Source organism: Psychrobacillus sp. BL-248-WT-3, from assembly GCF_012843435.1.
GTDB lineage: Bacteria > Bacillota > Bacilli > Bacillales_A > Planococcaceae > Psychrobacillus.
The window spans coordinates 1-25,414 of record NZ_JABAFC010000043.1; the positions used below are offsets into that span (position 1 = coordinate 1).

Consider the following 25,414-nt stretch of genomic DNA (forward strand, 5'->3'; position numbering starts at 1 on the left):
TGTTCATTTGGAAAGTATCACTTAAGTAATTTCCAATTCATTTCTTTTTTTCGCTTGACATATTACCACTGGGCTTAACTAGGTGTATACATCTCACTTACCTTTAAGACTATCTTTAATGATCCATCCAGCAGCTGTTGCTAAGTCTGGAAAGATGGCATCAGCTAGCGGATCCCTTTTCCCAAGAAATACACACTTCGTACCAGCTTTTTTTCCTGCTATTATATCCGTATCGGTGTCTCCCACCATATAAGACTCAGCTAATATTATGTCGTATTTTTTAGCAAGGTCCTCAATTAATTTACTGTTGGGCTTTCTACAAGTACAGCCTTCCTTTGGCTTATGTGGGCAATAGACTACCTCATGAATAACTGCCCCCATTTTCTTTAAAGCTTTCGCCATATGGTCATGGATTTTTATTAATTGTTGTTCCTGCATATAACCTAAGCCAACGCCGCCTTGATTCGTCACCACAAAAATATAATCGAATACAGTATTTAATTTTTTTATGGCCTCTGGTACACCAGGAAGAAAATACAAATCTTTTGGCTTATTCACAAACTTTACTCGGTTAGACAACACTTCGTTTATAACACCATCTCGGTCTAGGAATACTGCTTTTTTCATCCTATTCACACCTTTATTATTTTCCTAATATTGTGCCCACAAGGAAAATAATTATCAGGGTAATAAGACAAAACTATTAGCTATAACTTATTAATTTTTAAAAATATTGATAATAATAACTAACACAATGATTCCTACTACTACCAGCCCTCCAATAGTAGGACTACCATACAGAGCCCGATTCCACGCGTCATCCGTTTCAATTTTACTCTTCTTTTCATCACTAGGTTTCCCCATAAATTCACCCTTTTCGATTTAGTTTAAATAGTTGCCTCTAATAGTCTTAAATCGTTAGAAAAAGTTGCATGAATTCTATGCCCGCCAAATAAATCACCATCATTGAAGATACAAACTTCTCAAAAGTTATATTGTATTCACCTGCATCTACTGCTTTCCAACTAAGACTCAGATCATTTTCATCGTATTCAGGGCAAAAGTCATTTTATAGTCAAGTAAATATGCAGCCACAGAAGTTCCAACTTGTTTATGGAAAATTTCTATTGAAGAAAACAGATTTTCTGCAAAAACTAACAATTGCTTTGCACCCATTCTATTATTACTATTCAAGGTCCAAATGATTTCACCTTCACAGTTTTTAATTTTTTTAGTTGTTTCTTCATAACTGAACAGCCCAATGCATCACTATAAATAGATGAATTCATTTAATCTCACCTTCTGGAAGAACTAAATGGAACAACGTGATGTTCTCTGTCTATTTTTCATATACTCTATTGTAACTGCGAGAAGAAGGTTTTTGGAAATATATGTGGAATACATATTCAACTAGAAAGGTTTTTGGATGTTGAAGTACGCTTACAAAAGCTTGTGAAAAGGAGTTATAACATGAGGAGAGTTTGTATAATCTTAATCTTCGTCTTGGTGTTAACTGCATGCCAAGTTCATGCTGCAAACATTACTTTAAATGATGTGATTGTTTCACTAGAAAATCAACATCTTGATGTAGAAGAGACAAGTAAATCTAAGGATAAGATTTTTAATAATAAGCTGAATGGTATAAAGCCAAACAATTATACGTTACAGGACAAATCATTATTGATCTATATTTTCGACTCTGAAGAAAATAGAAAAAAAGGTCTTAAAGATTTTCAGAAACAAACAGAAAGTATGAATACTGTATCTCATGGTGTTTACGAAGTGAAAAATGTTTTAATCTTTTATGTATATGAAAAGGACTTAGACAATAGCATCGAGGAAGGCATTCAACAAACGATAAATAATTTAGAAAGGTTAGCTTTATAATACTAAAAAAATAGGGGCATTTCTCTGGACTGAGATCCCCTATTTCCATTCCAATTATAATTAATTTAGTGGTCTTGATATGATAAACTCATACTTTTCCACATTTTCATCTGCTTCCATAGGTACACCAAATACAGTTGCTGCGTTAATAGTCGTTTCAACATTCGAAAGCTCATCTTGTGTCAATGACTCAAAAATGTCAGGATTCATTCTGATTAAAGTAACTTGCTTACCTTGTGAAGTAAGATATTCAATTCCTTCGTGCAACCTATTTAAAAGTATTTCCATTTTGATTCCTCCTCCATTATTCCACATGAATAGCTTGTCCTTAAAAAAGAAAAATATATAAAATGCTCGTTTAATGATTCATTCATATAAAACGTAATTTCTACATCAAATAAATGCTTTTATACATGAATCAAATTAGTCGTTACCTTGGCTCATCGTTTAACCTATCTAAGACTTACTTAACTTGCCGGTACAAATAATTTATAAATGATACGCATCCAAACAATTATTACATTGACATTTTAAACTAATAGAATTAACATTTAAAAGAGTCAATTGAAAATGATTATCATTACTAATTAATCTTCAATTTATTTCAAATTTTAATGATGAAGAAGGAGTTTAAATGATGAAAAAGCTATTTATGATATCCTTACTGTTCTTTGTACTTATCCTTGCTGCATGTGGAGACAAGGAAACAAATAAGGAGCAAGGAAAAGAAGAAACAAAATCAGATACGATTACATACCAATCAGAAACTGGCCCTATCGAGGTTCCGGCAGATCCACAAAGAATAATTACTCTTACAAACGGGCCAAATGCTTTGGCATTAGAGGCAAATGTAGTTGGAATTGATGATTGGACAAAGATGAACCCTCTTTTTGAAGAACGATTAGACGGGGTGGAAGTTGTAACCGAGGAGAACTTAGAAAAAATCATCGAACTTGATCCAGATTTGATAATTGCAGGTTCTCATATGAATAACATTGAAAAATTAAATGAAATTGCCCCCACAGTTGTTTTTACGTGGGGAAAACTAGATTACTTAGAACAGCAGCTTGAAATTGGGAAGCTTCTGAACAAAGAAAAAGAAGCGAAAGAATGGATAGAGGATTTCAAATCACGCGCTGAATCGATTGGCGAGGCTATTCGCGCTAAAATCGGTGAAGATGCAACAGTTTCTGTGATTGAAAGTGGAAACAAGGAGTTTTATGTGTTTGGAAATAATTATGCACGTGGAACAGAAATCATGTACCAAGCAATGGGGTTGAATATGCCCGAAAAGGTAAAGGATACAGCTCTTGAATCTGGGATCTACGTTATTTCAACTGAACTACTTCCAGAATACGCAGGTGATTATGTAATTTTAAGCAAAAATCCAGACGTCGATAACTCTTTCCTAGAAACAGATCTATGGAAAAACATCCCTGCAGTTAAGAATGGTCAAGTATATGAAATCAATACAAAGGCTTCTACCTACAGCGACCCTATAACTTTAGAGCACCTTCTAGATTTCTTTGAAAGCTCGTTTTTGAATAAATAAGGACCCGTAAAACGTGAAATCAAGTTGCTGATTTCACGTTTTTTAATTTCTATACTAGTTATTTGTTTTACTTAATAAGAACGTACCGGTGAAATGAGTTGAAGATAAGAGGACTGTTCAATAGACTCAATTAAAATTGGGCTCATTGATCCGTTAAAACTAACTTTTATCTCTTCATCTTTTATTTTCTTTAACGCATCCAACAAAAAAATCGCATCAAGTGAAATAGTTAGATTATTGTCCCCAGTGATTGCTTTAATACTTAGTGTTTCTTCAATCTTCCCTATTTCTGTAGAATTAGAGGAGATTTTGATTTTAGCACCATCGTTAATTTCTAGCTGTACATTGTTATTTTTCCATTCACTTGCAAAAAGACAAGCTCTATCTATTGCTTTTAATAGCTGAACTGTATTAAGTATAATGGTTGTCCTGAAATTATTTGATAGTAGGCCGGATATGTTAGGATAATTTCCATCAATTAGTTTAGAAAAGAGGGAGATGGTATTTGACTTAAATACTATGTACCTTTCTGTCACAAATATGTTTATTACACTAGATTCCTTGTTAATTAGATTGGATAGCTCAATTAAACTTGTGGCTAGAACATTGAAAGAACCATTAATAAATGAATTTGTGGTAAGCTCCCTTAAAGCCAAACGCTGTGAATTTGTTGCAATACACGTGAGCCGCTTTTGATAGAAAGACATATTAACTCCTGTTAAGACAGGTCTAGATTCATTCTTCGAGGCTGCATACACTGTTTGTTTAATAATTTCTACCAACTCATCACTTAGAATTTTTATGGATTCAGTCTCCTCCATTTGTGGAAGACTAGGATATTCATCTGCGTTGAATCCATATAGAGTAGTTACAATTTCATTCGCTTGAATGGTAACGTGCTTTTCTTCATTTACTTTTATATGTATTTTTCCAGGTAGCTTCTTTAAAACTTCACTTAGAAGTTGGGCTGAAACTACAATACTACCTGTATGACAGACTTCCAAAACTTCCAGTTCATCTTTCCATACAGGAATAACTTTTTCGATAATAATATCAGAATTGCTTCCAACAAGAGTTAAGTGATTGTGATCAACAGTTATCTTAATTCCTGAGAGAATAGGGAACTGTGTTTTTAAAGAAACTGCTCTATTCACTTCTGAAATTGCCTTGTTAAAACATGCACTATCTATTATAAATTCCATAAAAACGGCTCACCTCATTTAAGCTTTAAGCATTACTACTTCGACTTCAGTTACCAATTCCCCTCTATTTTTTCTTATTAAATAAGTTAGACGTCTATACACTACTCATTTTTTCTATACATAAAAAAACACCGTTCCAGTCAACAACTGAACGATGCTTTATTTACCTTATTAATCGGTTGGATTTAACAACTTGGACTTACCAATGGTGAATCTTATTTGTTTTTAAGATACTCCATACCTTTAGCAGTGATCCCTAAAACTAGGTTATCTGAACCCTGCCCGCTATCCACTGCATATTCCATTTTGATCAGGTATTCAATCGCTTGTTTACTATTAAGGTCAGTATTTACCATAGCTTTAGGTAATACATAGCTCGCGCCATTATTAGCAAAATGATAATCATACAGACTTTGTAACAAAATATCCGATATTTTATTTATTTCTTCGTTAGTCAAGCTCATCACTCCTCAGTAATCAATATACAACATTCAAGAAAAAAACTCTTTGTATTTGCTTCAGACAAATAACATAAAAACACCCCGTAAATGTTAGTTGGTGTCTAACATTTACGGGGCAGATCAAATTGATGGTCTTACTTAACTAAAACACCGAATTACGCGTTAGCAGCACAATCAACAAGTTCTCAAAATCATATTGTTGGAATTGTTAATTAATTAAGAGAGAAATGTTAAATGCTATTCCTTTCCCTCCAGTTTTGATAATACAGCGTTTATCTGTGCCTGTGTGAGTGGCGCCCATGCTGAGCTATCAGAATCGGATAACGCTGATGCGGGGCTTTCCCCCTGACTCATCCATTTGGCCTGATAGGGCACTTCTTCGAAGATTACCCGCTGACCGGCTTCATATTTAGCCGTTTCTAACCAGGAAGGATAGGCATCTTTCGGTAATGTAGGCTGTGGAATTGGTTTTTCACCAGGCATAACGGGACCTATGAGATTCCATGGCGTTTCCCATGACTGAAGAACCGGATTGTCAGGAACATCACCCTTTGTCCACCACTTAGCCTCGTAGACGTTATGGTGCCGAACGACTTTGTCACCTTCAAGGTACATGACCGTTGGTGACCATATCTGGTAGGGACTTGTTTCCGGGTTATCAGGTTCCTGTTCACTGGCTGACACTTGATCGGACGTTGTTATGAGACCAGCACTCGTAACAATATCCCCCTTAAAATTCATACCTAGCAAATCAGAAAAGCCGAACTGCGTTTGTTCCACGCCACTACAGGCGTCTGAAACTATACCGACGTCAACATAATTACTTCCGCACATAATATCTCGATTAACCGACCACATGGACATTCGGCCAACACCACGGGAATGAGCAAATTCGTTTAGGGCTTGAGCGTCATTCAAGGTAAAGACTTCGTTTCTAAAATCGTTTTGGCCGATCATCGGCGTTGCACCAATCTTTGACCATAAGGTTTTATCACTTAAGTGGATACCTACCCGTTTGTAAAGTATCTTCAATTGTCGTTGAGTCTGTATTAAAGCGTTTTCTGAAGCAGTCAGCATCGTTTGATCAGACGATAGACTTGAACCGTAATCCATCGTCATCACGTTTACTCCCGCTAGATCTACGCCATTCTCAAGCAGTTGTTCAACAGCATTCGTGCCATCCTGACTCAATCCTTGGGGTGAGACAGGTAGTGTCACCCATACCGCCAGTTGCTTGCCAACTGCCCGTCTTTCTGACTGTAGTTTAGCAATTACCTCAGCACGACGGTTGCCAGCAGCAGTATCTGTAAGTCCAGAATTTTCAAGATCCAAGTCTATTGTAGTCAAATTATATCTGTCAATAACTGATTGATATGCGGATAAGAGTTCATCCGTGGATGTACACCCTACTGCCAGTTCATTGTTTTTTACACCGCCGAAGGAAACGGCTACACTCCCCCCTTGTTGATGTAAGCGAGCAATGCGCCGATCTAAATCGAGAGTTTCGCTAGCTTGATTCAATGTGTAAGCCCCGCCCCAGGAGGGTGCACAAGGATTTGTCGGATCAGAAACAATGAATGCCAAAACAGCGTCCTTATGTTCGGTGGACCCTAGATTCTGAAACATAAACATTGGGGTAGCAGTTACGTCTACATATGGTGCAAACCATTGATTCTGCGCTGCAGCCCGAGAGACCCACAAATTCCCTATCTTGCCAGTTGCACCGAGGAAACCACCGGTGAAAAGACCAGCAATAATCATACATAGAATTGTCAAACGAAATAGTGATAATCTCCGTTCCTCTACTTGTATCTTCGTGACTCTGGTCATGAGTGCACCACTTCTTTTTCTTCTACGTGTGGTGTTAATGTAGTCAATGTACTCTGATTGGAGGCATTATTAGACAGTCGCATCCCGGCATCGCCGTGATAAAGAATTGCTTGCCAGTCAAGACTTTGTGCATGCTCCTTCTCCTGATCTTTCTGTTTTTTCTTTACCGGAACGTATAACCAATTTTTGATGCCGAGCCATACGTCAACAACTGAATTTTTTATACCAATAAATTCCACTACAGCCCATGTGGCTGTAATTACATTGAATGCTGCGAAAGCAGCATTTCCCCAGTTTTCCAGCATGATGCCACGCCACAAAATAACCAGTGAGATTCCAATAATGAGATGTGGTGAAATAACATACAACATTGGAGATACTGTACGGTCCTTTATTTTAGGTGTGCGAGCAAAGGGGATTTTTTGGGCACTAAGAGCCTGCTGTATTGATGTAAGCACACCAGCTAAATTCACGGGTAAGAGTATCAAGTTGAAACCATAAATCCTGAAGACATCGCTCCGTTTATAATTGCAATATTTTAAATCGCTGGACATCGCTAAGAAGTATGGTAACGCCGCAAAAATTACTAATGGACTTAGGAGACGCCCATCTATGGGGTAAGCTAACATAAATAATAGCCCAAAGCTCGCCCAAGAAATAGAAGCCAGATAATTCACACGGATTAATATTTCGGTCTTAGACACCGTGTTTCCTTGTTTTTTACGATTTCGAACCAATGACCATAGCTTCGGCAAAATGATAAGCCCCCCATTCGCCCATCTACGTCTTTGTACAATAAGTGAACCAAAATCAGGCGGAGTTGCACTGTAACTTAGACGTTCAGGATAGTTGATAAGCGTCCAATCATGTTTGGCTAGATCGACACTAGATTCCGTATCTTCGATAACAGTGCGGTCCTGAATATACCTTCGTATTTCAAAGTTACCCACCCATTCCGTCTCACTGATTTGTTCCAATGCAGACTTCCGTATAATAGCATTGGCTCCGACCCAGAATGTTGCGTTATAGTAAGTCATACCTTGGTGTAGAATATGTTGGATGTCAGTTGTAGCTCCAGCAATCCGCTCAATGCGGGTAGCGGCTCCACGAAATGAAGAATACGGTGTCTGAACCACCGCAACACGTACATTATCCGGTTGCTGTAAGAAATAGACCAAGCGTAAACAATAACCCGGACGCAGTATGGAATCTGCATCTAATGTAAGTACAAATTCGCTATCCGGAAATGTAATATTCCTGCCGTTCTGAATTTCGGTCGCGGGCACCAGTATAGGACCATCCGGTGTTTCTACCTGATCAAACGTGCGACCCATAAGTCCGATATAAGAATTAAGATTCATGGCTTTATTGGGCTCGTGAGATAATGAAGCGAATTTTTTCCGTTCGAAAATATCCAGTTCCGTATTAAATATCCAGGTCAAACGTTTATAGAGTTGACTGATCCTGTTAACGGGAATACTTACCTTTTCATTGTAGGAAGCAAGCAAAGCTTTATAAACCAAGCGCAACTCACTTGATAAACCGCCCACCACTTCATCTGCAAAAAATTCCCCAACATGGTCACCAATCTCTTCCTTATTGACCAACTGATCTAACCAATCCGCCGCCCAGGCATAGTGTTCAGCCAGTTCCTTCGTAATCTCTGGTCTGATATGCGATGACGACTCCAGCTCGCTTAGGTATTCTGTAAGTTTAGACTCAAATAGCTGACGGGGGGCAGCAAATAAATCATTGATTTCCTTAACCAACTGCCGAGTGGCGTTGAGTCGATCTGAAGCCGCTGGATCTTTCGGGTACGGGGCGTCATCCAAAAGGAGAACAATTCGGATATGGGGATACTCCTGTAGAGCAGCAGATAACAGGGTCTTTCGAACAACTTCCGGCTCTTCATCGTAAGACGGTATCAATACAGTAACCTTCGGCTGATTCTTCTCCAAGTACCTATCAATATCAGCACGAGGTATACGTACATGTTTACTAAAACGCTGCAAGGCACCCTGTCGTGCTATGAGATACATTAGAGCTGAAAAAGTTAGAAGTGTGACAATTAACAGATATCCGAGTGACTCCATCACGAACTGATATGTAATCGGACCCTTGAAATACTCCTTTATAATTGTCGATATTACATAAGCAATCCAGAATCCAATAGTCATTATTATTGCTAAGCCGCCATATGCCATTTTCCTAGTAGACGGCTTGTCATGAAAAATCGACAGGGGCGTTGAGTGACGCTCCGTACCCCACTGCCGTTTCAGCTTCCTAGTGCTTTGAGAACGTAACATATTTTAAGTCTGGCCTCCTCATTATTATTTCTACACCAAGCACGACGGCTATTGGATGGCTTGTTTGTATATAATATGGGTAGAATTCAAATTATATTCCAGATTTCGGGAAACCTCTCTGCTGAAATTGAAGTAAAGCTTCTAATTCAAATATTTATTGCCGAAGATGAACTGATCGGTGAAACAAAGATACGCAAAATGAGAAACAATGAATGGCCGATACAACAATCAATACTTTAAAGACTCATCTTATCATTCAAAATCAAAACAAACTTATATTGAAAGATGTATTTCGACATGATCTCAACTTAATACTCTGTAGAAAAGACGGAGAACCTATGCCAAAGTCTTCTCTATTTGATGCCTTCGAACGAATCCTCAAAAGGGCAGAAATAAAAGTCTTTGCCTATACATTCCTTACGCATACTTATGAAGTTTTATTAATGGATGGTAGTAACCAAATAACTGCTGATGTATATACTCATGTATCAAACAAAATAAAAAAAACACCGAACAAGTCAACTTACGACTGAACGATGTTTTCAAATAATATTTTTTACCTATTTTATGGGGTGAAAATAATTTTCACCAATAATTCTACTAAAACCACCCCATAAATCTAGTCAACAATCCTCGTTAAATTAAGCTTAGTACATCTTCAAGTATTGCTCACGTTCCCAAGGATGTACAGTCGTACGGAACATATCCCATTCGATTTCTTTTGCTTCTACGAAGTTAGCATAGATGTGTTCACCTAGTGCTCCGCGAATGATTTCGTTTTTGCCTAGCTCTTGAACTGCAGCATGTAATGATGGTGGTAAGTTATGGATACCATTTTCAATGCGCTCTTCTTCTGACATAACATAAATGTTACGGTCTACTGCTGGTGGTGGTGTTAATTTGTTTTTAATACCATCTAATCCCGCTTGAAGAATAACTGCCATAGCCAGGTATGGGTTTGCTGCTGGATCTACAGAACGAACCTCGATTCGTGTGCTTAAACCTCTTGAAGAAGGAATTCGAATTAAAGGACTACGGTTTTGACCTGACCATGCAACGTAACAAGGTGCTTCGTAGCCTGGTACAAGACGTTTGTACGAGTTAACAGTTGGGTTAGTGATTGCAGTGAAGCTTTGTACATGCTTCAATACACCAGCCATAAATTGCATTGCTGTTTCACTCATTTGCATATCTGCAGACTCATCGAAAAATGCATTTTCTTTCCCTTTGAATAATGAAACGTTAAAGTGCATTCCTGAGCCGTTCACACCGAACAATGGTTTTGGCATGAATGTTGCATGTAGACCATGCTTACGAGCAATTGTTTTAACTACAAGCTTGAACGTTTGGATGTTGTCACAAGCAGTTACAGCGTCTGCATATTTGAAGTCGATTTCATGTTGCCCTGGAGCTACCTCATGATGAGATGCTTCAATTTCAAAGCCCATTTCTTCTAATTCAAGTACGATATCACGACGACAGTTTTCCCCAAGATCCATTGGAGCTAAATCGAAATAACCGCCATGGTCATTTAAGTCAAGTGTCGGCTCGCCTTGAGCATCTAATTTAAACAGGAAGAATTCTGGCTCTGGCCCTAAGTTAAAGCTAGTAAACCCTAACTCTTTCATTTCTTTTAATATACGTTTTAAGTTACTACGTGGATCTCCAGCGAATGGAGTACCGTCTGCTTTATTTACGTCACAGATAAGACGAGCTACTTTCCCTTTACCTGTAATCCAAGGGAACACTACCCATGAATCTAAATCTGGAACTAAAAACATATCTGATTCTTCTATACGAACAAATCCTTCAATTGAGGATCCGTCAAACATCATTTTATTGTCAAGAGCTTTATCGAGCTGACTCACTGGAATTTCCACGTTTTTAATCGTACCTAGTATGTCTGTAAATTGAAGACGAATAAAATTCACCTCATTCTCTTGAACGAACTTTTTGATGTCTTCTTTAGTATACTTACTCATTTTTCCACTCTCCTAAATATTTGATATTTTTGTTGAAGCTTACTTAACGAAAAAAGCGGGATAAGTCCCCTTGTCTTAAAGAAGCACGTTGCTGACTTTGTGCCAGTCGCATCTCTTCCTTTACAATGGCGCGTAACTCTTGATCAGAAATTACTTGTCGAACATCCTTAGAGGTTGCAGGATTTTTCTTCATTTCAAAAATTTGTTTAATACCGGCTATGTTCACACCCGATTTCAGAAGGTCTTTAATCTCTAACAAGACATCGATATCATCCAGTGAGAACATGCGTTGCTTACCTTCCGTCCGTGCAGGCTGAACTAATTCTTGCTCTTCATAATAGCGAATTTGTCTAGCGGTTAAACCAGTTAGCTGCATGACAATATTCATCGATAGCAGTGGCATGGAACGTCTCCATTCCTTTTCCATCGCTGCACCTCCTATGTAGGTTATAAACATAGTATATGTGATGTTAGCTAACATGTCAACACCATGTCAGAAAAACTTACATAAAATTTTCAAAAAAATTAAACCACTCTCTATATTTAGAAAGTGGTATTTTTTGTTATTTATTCAAGGACTGAACTGCTCCTAAAATCGCATATTTGACATGTTCGTATGTTAACCCACCTTGTATAAACGCCGTAAATGGAGGTCTGATCGGACCATCTGCAGTCAGCTCCATGCTTGAGCCTTGCACAAATGTACCCGCAGCCATAATAACATCGTCCTCGTAGCCTGGCATATAGGCCGGCTCTGGGGCAAATTGGGCATTAATGGGTGAATGCATTTGGATTGCCTTGCAGAATTGAATCATTTGCTCAGGTGTCTGAAAGGAGACGGATTGTATTAAATCCGTACGTTTTTGAGTGTAATGTGGCTCCGTTGACATACCTACTTCCTCCAATACTGCGGAAGTAAAGATTGCGCCTTTAACTGCCTGTGAGACAACATGGGGAGCTAGGAAGAATCCCTGATACATATCTAATAATGTGTTCAGTGAAGCACCCGCCTCTGAACCTATACCCGGAGAAGTCATTCTGTAAGCGCATTTTGTAACAAAATCTTTTTTTCCTGCAATGTACCCACCAGTTTTAGCAATCCCACCACCAGGATTTTTAATCAGAGATCCTGCCATTAAATCTACCCCGACATCAGTCGGCTCTAAGGATTCCACGAATTCTCCATAACAATTATCTACAAAAATAATGACGTCCTGCTTAATCAATCTAATTTTTTCTACCATTTCCTTGATTTGCGACACTGTGAAAGAAGGACGAACAGCATAGCCCTTTGAACGTTGGATGGCGACCACCTTGGTTTTGTCATGTATTGCATTTTTAACTGCTTCCCAATCCACCGCTCCTTCCTCTAGCAAGTCAACGTGCTGATAACTGATACCAAAATCAGCTAAAGAGCCCGTATCCTCTTCTCCGCCACTGACAATCGACTGTAAAGTATCATACGGTTTGCCGGTTATGTATAACAGCTCATCATTTGGTCTAAGAACACCAAATAAACTGATAGAGATTGCATGAGTCCCGCTAATGATTTGCGGTCTAACTAGAGCTGCCTCTGCTCCGAAGGTTGTTGCATATACTCGTTCTAACGTATCCCGACCTTCATCGTCGTAGCCATAGCCAGTCGAAGGATTAAAATGATGATCACTCACATGATGTGTTTTGAAGGCATGAAGGACTTTTTGTTGATTGTGAAACGCGATACGTTCTACTTCTTTGTGATAATCTGCAATCTTGGCTTCTGCCGAAGTTGCCAGAGCCAATACTTTTTCTGATAAGGTAGTTGTAAATTCCATGATGCATCTCCTAATTCTATTCATTGTACTTTGTATTTTGTTTGATGAATTATACTTTTAAACTCGTTTTTGATAAAAGAGAAAAGACTAATTTCAATAAATGAAATTAGCCCCTTATTGCATTAAATATTTAGAATTGCACTTCCCCGTCCCAGGCCATCATTCCACCTGTTACATTCGTTACATCGTAACCATTCTCTTCAAGGACTTCACAAGCCATCGCACTGCGGCCACCAGCTTTGCAAATTATGTAATGAGGAACGGACGGGTCGATTTGATCCAAGCTTGTTTCCACCTGACCTAAAGCAATATGCTTAGCTCCAGGAATAATTCCTGCATCTACTTCCTCTTGTTCGCGCACATCAATAATGTTGACTTGTTCGCCCGCATCTATTTTTTTTAGAAGTTCATCTGTCGTAATAGTTTTCATAAATAACCTCTCCACTTCATTTAAAGATTCTATCAAATAATAATTGGAGCAAGTGGAACTGTCAATGAATTAGATTTTACTCTTCTGATAGCTTTACAAGCTTAGATGGAGCAAATGTAGAAATCGCATGTTTATAAATGAGCTGTTGCTTCCCATCAGATTCGAACAATACAGTGAAATTATCATAGGATTTCACTGTCCCCTTTAGTTGAAAGCCATTTAACAGAAAGACTGTTACAAAGATTTCGTTCTTTCTTAACTGATTTAAATAGTTGTCTTGAATATTCATTGGTTTCATCCCAATACCCCCGTTTGCAAATTCACTTAAAAACGTATCACTTTAACTATTCGCTTAAATTATTGATTTTCCTGCAAGAACCTACTAATTTCTTCTAAAATACTTTCACGGTCATTAAATGGATCGAACCATTGAATATCCATTTTGTTACGGAAATAGGTTAACTGTCGCTTAGCATACCTTCTAGAATTTTGTTTAAGCGTTTCCACGGCATCCTCAAGAGTCGAATTCCCATCCAAATAGGCATAGATTTCCTTATACCCTATTGCTTGAATGGATTGAACATCTCTTATGCCTTTATCATAAAGACCTTTTACTTCCTGTAACAGCCCTTGTTCTATCATCAGATCTACCCGCTTATTTATGCGCTGATACAATATCTCACGATCGATTGTTAGACCAATGATATAATGCGGAAAAACCTTTTCCTTGCCTTGGTTTTGCTCAATCTCGTCTCTTTGCTTTCCAGTTAGCTCTTGCCTCTCGATTGCTCGAATGACTCTTTGCACATTGTTCGGGTGAATGTCCTTCGCAGCCACTGGATCTACATCCTGCAGCATCGAATATAATACCTCAGAGGACATACCTTCCAGCTCCTTCACCCTTGAGCTGTCTTGCTTTGGCTGCTCTGAAAAGCGGAAATCGTATAAAACCGACTGAACATAAAGTCCAGTCCCCCCAACAATAATGGGTACTTTTCCTCTAGAGGCAATATCCTTAATCTTTTCTCGTACGAGCCTTTGATACTCCGCCACAGAGAAGCCCTCTGTCGGATCTTTGATATCCAACAGATGGTGTGGAACATTTTCCATTTCTTCTTTTGCTATTTTCGCTGTTCCAATGTTAAGTTCTCGGTAGACCTGCATAGAATCCCCATTAATGATCTCCCCGTCACAAAACTTTGCCAGCTCTATACTTAATGCTGTCTTACCAACTGCAGTTGGTCCTACAATCGCGATAACTGCTGGATTACTATTCATCCTTCATCATCCACTTATATAAAAATTCCATTGTTTGCTCTTTCCCTAATTCCTTTAAAAGTTCATGCCTTGCATCTTCTATCAATTGCACGGTTATATTTTTCATACCTACTTTTTTCATACCTTCCGCTACTTTAAATACATCCTTGCCGTCTTTTCCCACCGGATCCTTTGCTCCACTTATTATTAGCACTGGTAGATCCTTACGAACTTTCATAATCTCTGATTCTTTATGAATAGCTCTCATGCCACCAAACATATCGACATATAGCTGGTTAGATGGGATAAAACCACATAGTGGATCCTCTATATACTTCCTTACTTCCTCCCCGTCTCTAGTTAACCAATCGAAAGGAATTTCCGGATGAGCCACTTTCTTGTTGAATCCGCCAAATGCTAGCGAGTTAAGCAAAGGACTTTCTGCCTGTGGTGTTTTAATCTTAGAAGCTGCTTTACCAATTAGTTTTCCCATGTTTCCTAAAACGCCAGGATCATATGCTGAACCACTTAGGATGACTTTAGATAGAGAATCACTATATTTTTGCATATATCGACGAGCGACGAACGAGCCCATACTATGTCCGAATAAAATAAGTGGAAGATTCGTTAATCCTTCTCGAACAGTTAACAGCACTTCACGTACATCTTCCGTAATTCTTTCAAAGCCAGCACGGTCTGCAAAATAGCCTAACTGACCATTCTTTACAGCCGTCTTTCCATGACCGCGATGATCATGACCACTTACGATAAAACCCTTATCAACCAGAAAATCGACAAACTCATCGTAACGCTCAATATGCTCAGCCAATCCATGCATAAGGTGAACATGGCCAATTGGTGTATCAGTTGGTATACATCTCATCACATAAATGAGGTGTCCGTCTGACATCTTTGCTTCTAAAATTTCCTTCACTCCACAACACTACCTTTCGAAAACATAGCATCCATTAAAGCTTCTTCTAATTGTTGCGAAAAACTTTCGGTCTCTTCCTCTGAATACTGGAGCAATTGCTTCATGACATTCAGCACTTCATCTTTATACAATTTGTATTGGTCAATACGGAAATAAAGCATACCCGTTCTTCTTACCAAGAAGTCTACAGGGGAGTACGTCATTTCTTCATGCACTGCATAGTAAATCTGCGCTAGCAAACCTAATGGCAAATTGGATGGAACAGTAGAGAGGATATGAGCGTATTGGAACACTTTATCGACATTAGAGCCGTAAAGCTTAGCCAACCTTCTTCCCTCTTCTTGCGTCAACCCGTAGGAAGGAGCGATTTGCTCTTTTAATGCAACAAACCCTTCGAATTGTTCGGAGCCACCAATTTCACCACCAGACAAATTCAAATGCTTCGTTACACAAGGGCCATACTTTTCATCCCCAAGTTGTTTCGATATCTTATCGACGATTGTTTCTGCCATTTTACGATAGCCTGTTAGCTTGCCGCCTGCTATTGTTAGTAGGCCTGCCTCCGATTGCCAAATTTCGTCTTTTCGTGAAATTTCAGATGGATCTTTTCCATCCTCATAGATTAAAGGACGTACACCTGCCCATGTAGATTCCACATGCTCAATCCCAACTTGGACACCAGGGAACATATAATGGATGGCATCTAAAAGATATTCAACGTCCTGTAAAGTCGCTACTGGATTTTGAATTTTTCCTTCAAAAAAGGTGTCGGTTGTACCAACATATGTTTTGCCGTCTCTAGGTATAGCAAATACCATTCGTTTATCAGGTGTATCAAAATAGATGGCCTGATGCAATGGGAAAATAGATTGGTCGATTACGACGTGGATACCTTTAGTTAGTCGCAATTTCTTTTTATTTTCGATTGCGTCTAGCGCTCTTACGCCGTCTACCCATGGTCCAGTTGCATTTACTACTTTTTTAGCATGAATCGCGATTCTCTTGTTAGTGACCATGTCTACTATTTCAGCACCAACTACTTTATTATCATCACTATAAAGGAATGATCTAGCCTTAGCATAGTTTAAGCATACGGCTCCTTTTTCAATCGCTTTTTTTATAACCTCAATCGTTAGTCTCGCATCGTCCGTTACATACTCAACGTAATACCCACCACCAAGAAGATCCTTACTTTTAACTAAAGGTTCTTTTTCTAGTGTTTCCTTGGCAGAAAGCATCAGACGACGCTCTTCTCTTTTTACACCTGCTAAATAATCATATAGCTTTAACCCAGCTGAAGTACTTAATGGACCAAACGTTCCTTGCTTATGAAATGGAAGGAGCATGCCAGTTGGTTTGGAAACATGGACTGCATTTTCATAGACAATTTCTCTTTCTTTCCCAACCTCGGCTACCATTTTAATTTCCATTTGCTTAAGGTAACGCAAGCCACCATGGATTAGCTTGGTCGATCTGCTGGATGTCCCTGCTGCAAAGTCCTGCATTTCAACTAAGGCTACGGACATCCCTCTTGTTACCGCATCAAGCGCTATACCTGCTCCTGTAATACCGCCTCCGATAACTAAAACATCGAATTCGTAAAAGTTTAATGTATTAAGTATTTGTTCACGTTCTACTGAAGATTTCACTTATTCCACTCCTCATCCTGAAATTTAAATAATCTCGTTGCTTCAACGGCTAATTTCCAGCCTTTATATAATCGGTTTCTTCTTTCTTCCTCCATTTGAGGTTCATATAAGCGCTGGCTTTCCCTTAAATCGGACAGCTCCTGCTCATCCTTCCAGAACCCTGTCGCCAAGCCGGCAAGGAAGGCAGCTCCTAGTGCGGTTGTCTCGTTAAGTTTTGCAAGCTCCACTGGTAAGTGTAACAAATCACTTTGAAATTGCATGAGGAATTCATTACTTACAGCACCACCATCTACTCGCAATACTTCCACATCGACACCAGATTCACTAATCATCGTATCTAAAACATCCTTCGATTGGTAGGCTAGCGACTCGAGTGTTGCACGGATAAAGTGTTCCTTGGTCGTGCCTCGGGTCAGACCAAATATAGAGCCTCTTGCATCAGAATCCCAATAAGGGGTTCCTAATCCTACAAAGGCAGGGACGACATATACCCCTTCTGTCGAATCCACCCGCTTCGCATAGCTTTCAGATTCACTCGCACGCTTTAGCATACGAAGCCCATCACGAAGCCATTGTATAGCAGAACCAGCGACAAAAACGCTTCCCTCTAATGCGTAGGTCACCTTCCCATTTATGCCCCATGCGATTGTCGTCAATAAACCGTTCTCAGAGGTTACCGCTTCCTCTCCGGTATTCAATAGCATGAAGCAACCAGTACCATACGTATTTTTAGCCATTCCCTTGTCAAAACAGCATTGTCCGAACAAGGCAGCCTGCTGATCACCTGCAGCGCCTGCTATATCAATCTCCTTACCGAAGAATACAGAAGGATCAGTTTTCGTATAAACCTCAGAGGAGGAAGCAACCGTAGGGAGCATGCCCATTGGAATATTTAGCTTTTCACAAATTTCCTGATCCCACTTTTGTTCGAATATATTATAGAGCATTGTCCGGGAGGCATTAGAATAATCTGTGACATGAGCCTTTCCATCTGAAAGCTTCCAGATTAGCCATGTATCAATGGTTCCAAACAGTAGCTCGCCAGCCTCTGCCTGTTCTCTTGCCCCCTCGACATTATCTAATATCCATTTAACTTTGGTTGCAGAAAAATAGGGATCTAGCTTTAAGCCCGTTTTTTCCTGGAAGAAGGATTCCAGATTCTCTTTCTTCAGCTCATCAATAATAGATTGTGTCTGCCTCGATTGCCAGACAATTGCATTATAGATTGGTTTTCCCGTGCGCTTGTTCCATACCACCGTTGTTTCGCGTTGATTAGTAATCCCAATGGCATGGACGTCTCCGGGTTGACTGCCGCTTTCTGTTAAAACTGCCGCCAATACCGATAGTACGGTTCCCCAGATTTCCTTCGCATCATGCTCCACCCAGCCAGACTTTGGAAAGTGCTGCTTGAATTCCTTTTGCGCAGAGTGAACGATATTCCCTTTTTTATCGAATAGAATAGCTCTTGAACTAGTAGTACCTTGATCGATGGATAAAATATATTTTCCCATATAACCCCTCCTACATTACTCGTTTGAACATCTTTTCAATTTCATACGTAGAAAAATGGACAATGACCGGTCTGCCATGCGGACACGTCAAAGGATGCTTCGCATTTTTAAGACTGACTAGCAGCTGCTCCATGTCATGCAACGTTAAATAATGGTTTGCTTTAATCGAAAGCTTACAGCTCATCATAATTGCTGCTTCTTCCCGGAGCTTTTTAATATCTGTTTTGCGATTCGTCAATACTTGCTCGATTAGTCCCTCAATAATCTTAGTTTCATGTCCTTTTGGAAACCATACGGGATGGTCTCTCACAACAAAGCTAGAGGAACCAAATTCCTCCAAGAATATCCCTACTTTGTGCAGCTCATCGATGGATTCTTTAATACGATAGGCCTCATCCAAAGAATAATGGAAGGTTAGTGGCAGTAAAAGTGCTTGACGCTCTGTTACATCCACGTCCCCTACCTTTTCCTTGTAATACTCATACTTCACTCGTTCCTGTGCTGCGTGCTGGTCAATCAAATAAAATCCATCTTCACTTTGAGCAACAATATATGTACCATGGATTTGGCCGACCACATGCAAATCGGGAAACGGGTCTCTTAGTTCGAGTTCAGTTTCAGAATAAGGTTCCTCATTAGTAGGAAAGCTCTCTTCCATGACTGTCGTGTTGTCATCCCATTTAGTCGACTCTATTTCAGGTTGTTGATCAGCACTTCGAGTAGGTGTGACAGACATACCTTCCTGCTCCGTTACCTCCTGCTTTACTGGCTCATATGTTTGTTTAAAAAAATCAAACTGGAAACTTGGCTGAGGTTTTGGCTTTACAGGCTTCTCTTTAATCTCTAGTGGTTGTTGAGAACGATGCATCACCTTACGGATGGTTTGTTTCACCAGCTCCATCAGTTCCTTTTCCTTACTCAAACGAATCTGATGCTTCGCTGGATGTACGTTAACATCAGTCAGCATTGGGTCTGTTTCAATGTTTAAAACGACAATTGGAAAGCGCCCTATCGGTAGTAGCGTATGATATGCCTCTACAATGGCATTATTTAATCCGTAATGCTTGACCCAGCGCCCGTTAACCAAAATCGTCATATAGTTTTTAGACGCTCTTGTAATCTCGGGCAGTGTTCCATAGCCTGAGATTTTAAAATCCGACGATTCTGCTTCGAATTTTATCATTTTCTTGGCATTGGACACGCCATATATGGAAGCAAGCACTTGTCTTAAGTCTCCACGGCCGCTCGTTTGTATGATTGTCTGATTGTTATGAGATAGCTTAAATGCTATTTCAGGAAAGCTAAGCGCTAAGCGATTGATCAAATCAATTGTATGTCCTAGCTCTGTTTGAATCGTTTTTAAATACTTTAGTCGAGCTGGTGTGTTGAAAAATAACTGTTTTACTACAATGTCCGTCCCTCTTCGGATTGGGGCAGGAGTACAGGAGATAACTTTTCCTCCTTCTAGCATAACCTTAGTCCCTACATTTTCTCCATCTGATGTCCAAAGATCGATTTTAGAAACAGAAGCTATACTGGCTAAGGCCTCTCCACGGAACCCTAAGGAGCGTATGCGGAACAGATCGTGCTCCGTCATTATTTTGGAAGTGGCATGTCTGGAGAAGGAACGTAAAGCATCCTCCTCGTCCATTCCCTTACCATTGTCTGTCACCTGAATTTTAGCTAATCCTGCCTCCTCTAGCATAATTTCTATGGAGGTGCTTTCTGCATCAATGGCATTCTCTACTAACTCCTTCACTACGGAGGCTGGCCTTTCAACGACTTCCCCTGCCGCTATTTTGTTAGATAAGAGCTCTTCCATTACGACGATTTTCCCCATTGTTGCTCACCACCTATATTTTTTAATCTAGCTCATTTTGTAGCTCGTATAATAATTGAAGGGCCTCTAAAGGTGTTGTACCCGAAATGTTGACCTTTTTAAGCTTTTTCATAATAATTCTTGCTGTTTCATTTTCTTCTTCATTAGTCTCTTCCGCTTTTACAATGGCTACGGGAGCTTCAGAAGAGGTCGCCTCATCAAAAAATGACAGCTGAGTATTTGCCCCGTTTCTCTCATTTGACTCTTTTCTCTCCTGCTGTTCAAACGACTTCAGGATATCTCGAGCTCTTGAGATAATCTCTTCTGGTAGCTGCGCAAGCTCTGCGACATGTATTCCGTAGCTTTTATCGGCTGGACCTTCTTTTAGCTTGTGTAGGAACACTACCTTACCATCTTGTTCAGTAGCAGCCACATGGACGTTTCGTAGCATCGATAACGTTTGCTCTAGTTCTGTCAGCTCATGATAATGAGTGGAGAACAACGTGTTTGCTCCAATATGGTCGTGTATATATTCCATCATGGCCTGGGCTAAGCTCATACCATCGTAAGTAGAAGTCCCACGTCCGATTTCATCAAACAATAGTAAGCTTTTGCTTGTTGCATTGACTATGGCATGCTGAGATTCCATCATCTCAATCATGAAGGTACTTTGTCCCCCTGCCAGGTCATCGGCTGCTCCTATTCGAGTGAATATTTTATCGACGATTGGCAGCTCAGCAGATTTAGCAGGCACGTAGCAGCCAATTTGAGCCATTATGACAGTAATGGCTACCTGTCTCATAAAGGTACTCTTACCTGACATATTCGGTCCAGTAATAAGTAGCATATTTTCCTTTTCAGTCAGTACACAATCATTTGGGACATACAGCTGATTGTTCATCATCTTCTCCACAACCGGATGTCTTCCCTCTTTAATAATCATCGCATTCGAGTCATGGAACATCGGTCTTGTCAGACGATGCTTTTCAGCGACCTCTGCAAACGAAATGAACACATCTAGCTCACTAATTTGCTTCGCTAGCTTTTGCACTAGTGGGATGTATTGTTTAATTTCTTCTCGCAGCTCAGAGAAAAGCTCATACTCTAAAACTAGGCTTTCATCCTCAGCTGAAAGGATAAGGGATTCCTTCTCCTTGAGCTCATCAGTTATATACCTTTCAGCATTTGCTAGAGTCTGTTTTCGGACATATCTTGATTCATCTGCCAAGTGAATGTTCGACTTCGTTAACTCAATATAATATCCGAATACTCGGTTATAGCCTATTTTTAAATTTTTAGCCCCAGTGATCTCTCGTTCTCTTCTCTCGAGCTCTGCAATCCATTTTTTCCCGTTAACAGAAGCATCTCGAAGCTTATCTAAGCGGTCATTGTAACCATTTTTTATAACTCCGCCATCTTTAACAGAAATTGGTGGCTGCTCGCTAATCGCATCCTCTAGCTTTCTCCAAATGTCCTGGCAATCTTCAATCGCTTCTCCTAATACTTGTAGCGTTTCGTCTTGTGTCTCCAATAAAAGCTGCTTGATCTGTGGAATTTTAGAAAGAGACTGTCTAAGTTGGGCAAGGTCGCGTCCTCCAGCACTTCCAAAGCCGATTCTTCCAACCAGTCGTTCTAAATCATAGACCTCTTTGAAAAGCTCTTTTATGTCCTCTCTTAACATGAAATCATCTAGGAAGCTGGTAACTATATTGAGCCTAGATTCAATCGCACTTTTATTGGCAAGTGGCTGATGAATCCATTGCTTTAGCTTTCTACCGCCCATAGCAGTAACCGTTTCATCTAAAAGCCATAACAACGTTCCTTTTTGATCTCCGCTTCGTATCGAGGAAACAAGCTCTAAATTACGTTTAGAATGGTAATCCATTGCAAGGAATGATTCTCTTTCCTGAAAGTTAAACGGTTGAATATGAAGCAATGATCGTTTTTGTGTTTTCTGTATGTATTTTAACAAGCGCTTGACTGTACGATAGGTCTCTGCTGGATGATTTACCACATACTTCGCAGCTTCATCATCCGACAATTCCTCTTGCTCAATGGATAACGTGAAATCGTGAATAGAGGATAAGTCATTTATCACTAAGTATAATTGTTCGCTTACGATTAACTCCTTTGCCTGTAGCGCCAAGAGCTGCTGAACGACTTCCTTCTCGTCTCCTTTTATAATAGTAGTAAACCCGTCACCTGTGGACACATCCAAATAGGAAAAGACAACCTCCTCCGTGGACAATAAATCTGCTGAGGCAATAAAATAATTCGTTTTATTTTGTAATGCCTTTCCCTCCATCAGAGTACCTGGAGTTACCAGTTGAACAACCTCACGTTTAACCACACCTTTAGCAACCTTCGGATCCTCCACCTGCTCGCATATCGCTACCTTATACCCTTTCGAAATTAGGGTCTCTATATAGCTCTGTGCAGCATGATGTGGCACTCCACACATTGGAATGCCATCCTTTCTGCTTGTTAAAGTAATTTCCAAGATGGATGCCGCCTTAATCGCATCATCATGGAATAGCTCGTAAAAGTCACCGAGACGGAAAAACAAAAAAGCATCTATGTAGTCTTCTTTAATCTTTAAATATTGTTGCATCATTGGAGTAATTGTAGTCATTGTTTCCCTCTTCTCATTGTTACTCCCCCTATTATAACAAATTAAATAATCACCGCAGACATAATACGACTTGTTTTTAGATGTTTCTTGTGGGAAAAACTAGCTTTAGAGGAGACCTATTGCAATCATTAGAAGGGACTAGTTAGAAGAGCTACATGACCATGCCAGTGCATGCAATTTATGGTATCTCAAAAAAAAATTCATACTTTAAAGCAAAAAAAAGCCGGCCAGCGCCGGCTTATTAAAGTGAAGATGAATCGTGGAAATCGTCTGAAGAGCTGGATGAGCTGGATGAACTAGATGAGCTAGATGAACTCTCATCCTCGTAAGACCATTCTTCCTCGAAGTCCTCATCATAAACTTGAATACAAACAGTTGTTTCTCCGACTACCTCTGCAAGTAACTCTCTCTCTACCGTAACTTGGAATTCACAGCCTTTTACAATAATTGCTTCTGTGCAATTTGGCTGCTGAATGACACGTACATGAACTTCCTCACCAGTTGCATCTTTGTCTCTATAGCTTAGTTTAATGCGATCCTTGTAATTCACCGTCTCCGTAAATACAGATGTTTTAGAGTGATCGTGGTGGGCATACCACACGTTGATATCGAATTTCCCAGATACTTCTACAAATTTCCCGTGTTTTTTAGATTGGTACGTATGATTGATAACCCAGCACCCTAAAATGCTAGAAGGTGTGTTTGGTGGTCGAAGCGTCTCACAAGATTCCGTTCTCTTTTTACCCTTAGCAACTACTGCTTTCGTCACGATATGTCGCAAATATTTCATGTTCTTCCTCCTTGTAATCAAGTCATAACATCATATGCACCGTTTGCCCAATCGGTTCATCCGTTTGAAGATGTTGTGTAGATTAAAGGAGAAAGAATTTCATTTCTCGTTAGAATTCGACAAGGAGGTGAGGAGATAACTCATCCCTAATTAAATCAATTCAACTACTTCTTAGCGGTTGTTCTCCGTTACGACGGTCGCTTTCCTGGGGTCACGGCTCGAGCCTGTAGTCTCGCCCTCGTGCTGTTCCCCTAGGAGTCGCCGCCTACACTCCAAACAACTAGTATTTCTTCTATCTAGTCAGTTTTAAGATAAATTGAGGTCTTTTTTACTTTCTTAGCACGTTCTTAATTTCTTCATTTTTAAGCTTGAATTTGCCCAAAAATCCTTCTACTTCAATGTCTAAAACATATGAAGAGTCATCTAAGTTTCTATAATCTCGATTTATTTTCCTCATAAATATGCCTGGCGAATAATTGCCACTAATAGTTTGCATCATAACTGGTTCTTCTCCTTCTTTTACATCGAGTTGGAAAGTATCGCAATTATAATCGAGGCAGTGTACTTGATAGGAACTTTCCATCCACTTAGCATAATCAGTTTCACTCGGCTTTAGGATAATGACAACTATAACAAATGTAAGTATCGACAAAGACAGTAAAAACCAGGTTCTTTTGGGCATAAAATACTCCTTCTTTAAAATCATCTTATTTTACAGTAACCATTGGCCACTTAACTTTCCAATTCTTACTCTCCATACGCTTTTTATAAACAGCTTTGAGCTCGTTGCTCGCTTCAAATCGAGGTACCGGACGGACGCGCATTTGAATTACGTCTCCGATACCATGAGGTGCCGTTAATATTAAACCATTAGCTCCTAACTTCACTCCTAATGCTGTAACAGTTTCCGGGAAATTTGCTATCCCGTCCTCTGCTGATTGATACGGTGGTTGATTGTTTACCGTATGCATCCTCGCCTGGTTTTTCACAGACCAAGGGATACCTGGCATCCAGGCCATTAACTGCTGTTCAAATCTTTTCTCCTCTGCCTCATCCAAGCATTTTGGGTCAAAATAGATAACGTCAATATCTGCTAAGGGGGTACGAATATCGTAACCATGGAGAGTATCCCATATTTTTGACCGAACAAAACCAGCGCAAATCCACCAATCGGGAAGATTTAGTTGCTCTGCGACTCTCAGTAAATCCATCATCCATTTGTCATCTTCTATTAGGGCTATTATCTCTTGCTCCGTACGAATATCCCTCTTAAGCATTGGCTTCCCCCTCGTATATTAGTAATAAGAGCTCTTTCCGATAGAATTTCCAGTTGATCCGGACAGCTGGAGGATCTGTTG

General features: G+C 39.7%; 25 protein-coding genes. 4 read left to right on the forward strand and 21 right to left on the reverse strand.

All coding sequences use genetic code 11. The features are described 5' to 3' along the window. Nucleotides 1–93: 93 nt before the first annotated feature. Nucleotides 94–627: a D-glycero-alpha-D-manno-heptose-1,7-bisphosphate 7-phosphatase gene (locus HF876_RS16490; protein ID WP_169361145.1), complete on the reverse strand. Its 534-nt coding sequence runs from the start codon at nt 625–627 to the stop codon at nt 94–96. Nucleotides 628–717: 90 nt separating this feature from the next. Continuing rightward, nucleotides 718–864, reverse strand: a complete 147-nt coding sequence (locus tag HF876_RS16495) for a hypothetical protein (protein WP_169361146.1) — start codon at nt 862–864, stop codon at nt 718–720. Between the two features lie 606 nt (nt 865–1,470). Here HF876_RS16495 and HF876_RS16500 point away from each other — a divergent pair. Further along, entirely contained in the window at nt 1,471–1,887 is a 417-nt protein-coding gene (locus tag HF876_RS16500) for a hypothetical protein (RefSeq protein ID WP_169361147.1), read from the forward strand. Nucleotides 1,888–1,947: 60 nt separating this feature from the next. Here HF876_RS16500 and HF876_RS16505 read toward each other — a convergent pair whose 3' ends face one another. Then, on the reverse strand, nt 1,948–2,175 hold the full coding sequence (locus HF876_RS16505) for a lactate dehydrogenase (protein ID WP_169361148.1): 228 nt from the start codon (nt 2,173–2,175) through the stop codon (nt 1,948–1,950). Nucleotides 2,176–2,524: 349 nt separating this feature from the next. Here HF876_RS16505 and HF876_RS16510 point away from each other — a divergent pair, with 349 nt between their 5' ends. After that, nucleotides 2,525–3,439 (forward strand): iron-hydroxamate ABC transporter substrate-binding protein, encoded by a 915-nt coding sequence (locus HF876_RS16510; RefSeq protein ID WP_169361167.1) that lies wholly within the window; start codon nt 2,525–2,527, stop codon nt 3,437–3,439. 71 nt (nt 3,440–3,510) lie between these two features. Here the strand turns inward: HF876_RS16510 and dnaN are convergent, their stop codons facing one another. The 4 genes from dnaN to HF876_RS16530 all read right to left on the reverse strand — a co-directional run bounded on the left by dnaN (nt 3,511) and on the right by HF876_RS16530 (nt 9,238). After that, nucleotides 3,511–4,641, reverse strand: a complete 1,131-nt coding sequence (dnaN, locus tag HF876_RS16515) for a DNA polymerase III subunit beta (protein ID WP_169361149.1) — start codon at nt 4,639–4,641, stop codon at nt 3,511–3,513. Between the two features lie 215 nt (nt 4,642–4,856). Then, entirely contained in the window at nt 4,857–5,099 is a 243-nt protein-coding gene (locus HF876_RS16520; protein ID WP_169361150.1) for a hypothetical protein, read from the reverse strand. A 240-nt stretch (nt 5,100–5,339) separates the two neighbouring features. After that, the gene (locus tag HF876_RS16525) at nt 5,340–6,932 is read right to left on the reverse strand and encodes a glycosyl hydrolase family 18 protein (RefSeq protein WP_169361151.1); all 1,593 of its coding nucleotides are present in this window, start codon (nt 6,930–6,932) and stop codon (nt 5,340–5,342) included. Continuing rightward, nucleotides 6,929–9,238, reverse strand: a complete 2,310-nt coding sequence (locus HF876_RS16530) for a glycosyltransferase family 2 protein (RefSeq protein WP_169361152.1) — start codon at nt 9,236–9,238, stop codon at nt 6,929–6,931. Before HF876_RS16530 ends, HF876_RS16525 begins: the two co-directional genes overlap by 4 nt. Before the next feature lie 51 nt (nt 9,239–9,289). Between HF876_RS16530 and HF876_RS16535 the strand changes: the two genes are divergently transcribed. Together HF876_RS16535 and HF876_RS18995 are read left to right on the forward strand one after the other, a co-directional pair. Then, nucleotides 9,290–9,478, forward strand: coding sequence for a hypothetical protein (locus tag HF876_RS16535; protein ID WP_169361144.1), 189 nt, complete (start codon nt 9,290–9,292; stop codon nt 9,476–9,478). Between the two features lie 98 nt (nt 9,479–9,576). Beyond that, complete coding sequence (locus HF876_RS18995; protein WP_240949813.1) at nt 9,577–9,771, forward strand: hypothetical protein; 195 nt, start codon at nt 9,577–9,579, stop codon at nt 9,769–9,771. 114 nt (nt 9,772–9,885) lie between these two features. Here the strand turns inward: HF876_RS18995 and glnA are convergent, their stop codons facing one another. The 14 genes from glnA to HF876_RS16610 form a co-directional block, all read right to left on the reverse strand. Continuing rightward, a complete protein-coding gene (gene glnA / locus HF876_RS16545) occupies nt 9,886–11,220 on the reverse strand; it encodes a type I glutamate--ammonia ligase (RefSeq protein WP_169361154.1) in 1,335 nt (444 codons plus the stop codon). Between the two features lie 43 nt (nt 11,221–11,263). After that, nucleotides 11,264–11,647, reverse strand: a complete 384-nt coding sequence (locus HF876_RS16550; protein ID WP_169361155.1) for a MerR family transcriptional regulator — start codon at nt 11,645–11,647, stop codon at nt 11,264–11,266. Nucleotides 11,648–11,783: 136 nt separating this feature from the next. Further along, nucleotides 11,784–13,034 (reverse strand): methionine gamma-lyase family protein, encoded by a 1,251-nt coding sequence (locus HF876_RS16555; RefSeq protein WP_169361156.1) that lies wholly within the window; start codon nt 13,032–13,034, stop codon nt 11,784–11,786. Nucleotides 13,035–13,164: 130 nt separating this feature from the next. Continuing rightward, nucleotides 13,165–13,464 carry a rhodanese-like domain-containing protein gene (locus HF876_RS16560; RefSeq protein WP_169361157.1) on the reverse strand — a complete coding sequence of 100 codons (300 nt, stop codon included), beginning with the start codon at nt 13,462–13,464 and terminating at the stop codon, nt 13,165–13,167. Nucleotides 13,465–13,540: 76 nt separating this feature from the next. Next, nucleotides 13,541–13,762, reverse strand: a complete 222-nt coding sequence (hfq, locus tag HF876_RS16565; RefSeq protein ID WP_169361158.1) for an RNA chaperone Hfq — start codon at nt 13,760–13,762, stop codon at nt 13,541–13,543. Nucleotides 13,763–13,821: 59 nt separating this feature from the next. Further along, nucleotides 13,822–14,742, reverse strand: coding sequence for a tRNA (adenosine(37)-N6)-dimethylallyltransferase MiaA (gene miaA / locus HF876_RS16570; protein WP_169361159.1), 921 nt, complete (start codon nt 14,740–14,742; stop codon nt 13,822–13,824). Further along, the gene (locus tag HF876_RS16575) at nt 14,735–15,655 is read right to left on the reverse strand and encodes an alpha/beta hydrolase (protein ID WP_346764096.1); all 921 of its coding nucleotides are present in this window, start codon (nt 15,653–15,655) and stop codon (nt 14,735–14,737) included. The genes miaA and HF876_RS16575 overlap by 8 nt, the downstream gene beginning before the upstream one ends. Further along, nucleotides 15,652–17,304 (reverse strand): FAD-dependent oxidoreductase, encoded by a 1,653-nt coding sequence (locus HF876_RS16580; RefSeq protein ID WP_169361160.1) that lies wholly within the window; start codon nt 17,302–17,304, stop codon nt 15,652–15,654. The genes HF876_RS16575 and HF876_RS16580 overlap by 4 nt, the downstream gene beginning before the upstream one ends. Next, complete coding sequence (gene glpK / locus HF876_RS16585) at nt 17,301–18,815, reverse strand: glycerol kinase GlpK (RefSeq protein ID WP_169361161.1); 1,515 nt, start codon at nt 18,813–18,815, stop codon at nt 17,301–17,303. The genes HF876_RS16580 and glpK overlap by 4 nt, the downstream gene beginning before the upstream one ends. A gap of 10 nt (nt 18,816–18,825) precedes the next feature. After that, entirely contained in the window at nt 18,826–20,655 is a 1,830-nt protein-coding gene (gene mutL, locus HF876_RS16590; RefSeq protein WP_169361162.1) for a DNA mismatch repair endonuclease MutL, read from the reverse strand. Nucleotides 20,656–20,677: 22 nt separating this feature from the next. Further along, a complete protein-coding gene (gene mutS / locus HF876_RS16595) occupies nt 20,678–23,266 on the reverse strand; it encodes a DNA mismatch repair protein MutS (RefSeq protein ID WP_169361163.1) in 2,589 nt (862 codons plus the stop codon). A gap of 241 nt (nt 23,267–23,507) precedes the next feature. Further along, complete coding sequence (cotE, locus tag HF876_RS16600) at nt 23,508–24,056, reverse strand: outer spore coat protein CotE (protein ID WP_169361164.1); 549 nt, start codon at nt 24,054–24,056, stop codon at nt 23,508–23,510. 328 nt (nt 24,057–24,384) lie between these two features. Next, on the reverse strand, nt 24,385–24,738 hold the full coding sequence (locus HF876_RS16605; RefSeq protein WP_169361165.1) for a hypothetical protein: 354 nt from the start codon (nt 24,736–24,738) through the stop codon (nt 24,385–24,387). A 25-nt stretch (nt 24,739–24,763) separates the two neighbouring features. Next, a complete protein-coding gene (locus tag HF876_RS16610) occupies nt 24,764–25,333 on the reverse strand; it encodes a nucleotidyltransferase family protein (protein WP_169361166.1) in 570 nt (189 codons plus the stop codon). Between the last annotated feature and the right edge of the window lie 81 nt (nt 25,334–25,414).

Coding starts and splice junctions, on each gene's coding strand:
- mutS (WP_169361163.1), bottom strand. CDS start 23,266: ATGACTACAATTACTCCAATGATGCAACAATATTTAAAGATTAAAGAA.
- HF876_RS16490 (WP_169361145.1), bottom strand. CDS start 627: ATGAAAAAAGCAGTATTCCTAGACCGAGATGGTGTTATAAACGAAGTG.
- HF876_RS16605 (WP_169361165.1), bottom strand. CDS start 24,738: ATGCCCAAAAGAACCTGGTTTTTACTGTCTTTGTCGATACTTACATTT.
- HF876_RS16525 (WP_169361151.1), bottom strand. CDS start 6,932: ATGACCAGAGTCACGAAGATACAAGTAGAGGAACGGAGATTATCACTA.
- mutL (WP_169361162.1), bottom strand. CDS start 20,655: ATGGGGAAAATCGTCGTAATGGAAGAGCTCTTATCTAACAAAATAGCG.
- HF876_RS18995 (WP_240949813.1), top strand. CDS start 9,577: ATGCCAAAGTCTTCTCTATTTGATGCCTTCGAACGAATCCTCAAAAGG.
- miaA (WP_169361159.1), bottom strand. CDS start 14,742: ATGAATAGTAATCCAGCAGTTATCGCGATTGTAGGACCAACTGCAGTT.
- dnaN (WP_169361149.1), bottom strand. CDS start 4,641: ATGGAATTTATAATAGATAGTGCATGTTTTAACAAGGCAATTTCAGAA.
- glpK (WP_169361161.1), bottom strand. CDS start 18,815: ATGGGAAAATATATTTTATCCATCGATCAAGGTACTACTAGTTCAAGA.
- HF876_RS16510 (WP_169361167.1), top strand. CDS start 2,525: ATGAAAAAGCTATTTATGATATCCTTACTGTTCTTTGTACTTATCCTT.
- glnA (WP_169361154.1), bottom strand. CDS start 11,220: ATGAGTAAGTATACTAAAGAAGACATCAAAAAGTTCGTTCAAGAGAAT.
- HF876_RS16505 (WP_169361148.1), bottom strand. CDS start 2,175: ATGGAAATACTTTTAAATAGGTTGCACGAAGGAATTGAATATCTTACT.
- HF876_RS16555 (WP_169361156.1), bottom strand. CDS start 13,034: ATGGAATTTACAACTACCTTATCAGAAAAAGTATTGGCTCTGGCAACT.
- HF876_RS16530 (WP_169361152.1), bottom strand. CDS start 9,238: ATGTTACGTTCTCAAAGCACTAGGAAGCTGAAACGGCAGTGGGGTACG.
- HF876_RS16500 (WP_169361147.1), top strand. CDS start 1,471: ATGAGGAGAGTTTGTATAATCTTAATCTTCGTCTTGGTGTTAACTGCA.
- HF876_RS16550 (WP_169361155.1), bottom strand. CDS start 11,647: ATGGAAAAGGAATGGAGACGTTCCATGCCACTGCTATCGATGAATATT.
- hfq (WP_169361158.1), bottom strand. CDS start 13,762: ATGAAACCAATGAATATTCAAGACAACTATTTAAATCAGTTAAGAAAG.
- cotE (WP_169361164.1), bottom strand. CDS start 24,056: ATGAAATATTTGCGACATATCGTGACGAAAGCAGTAGTTGCTAAGGGT.
- HF876_RS16495 (WP_169361146.1), bottom strand. CDS start 864: ATGGGGAAACCTAGTGATGAAAAGAAGAGTAAAATTGAAACGGATGAC.
- HF876_RS16610 (WP_169361166.1), bottom strand. CDS start 25,333: ATGCTTAAGAGGGATATTCGTACGGAGCAAGAGATAATAGCCCTAATA.
- HF876_RS16560 (WP_169361157.1), bottom strand. CDS start 13,464: ATGAAAACTATTACGACAGATGAACTTCTAAAAAAAATAGATGCGGGC.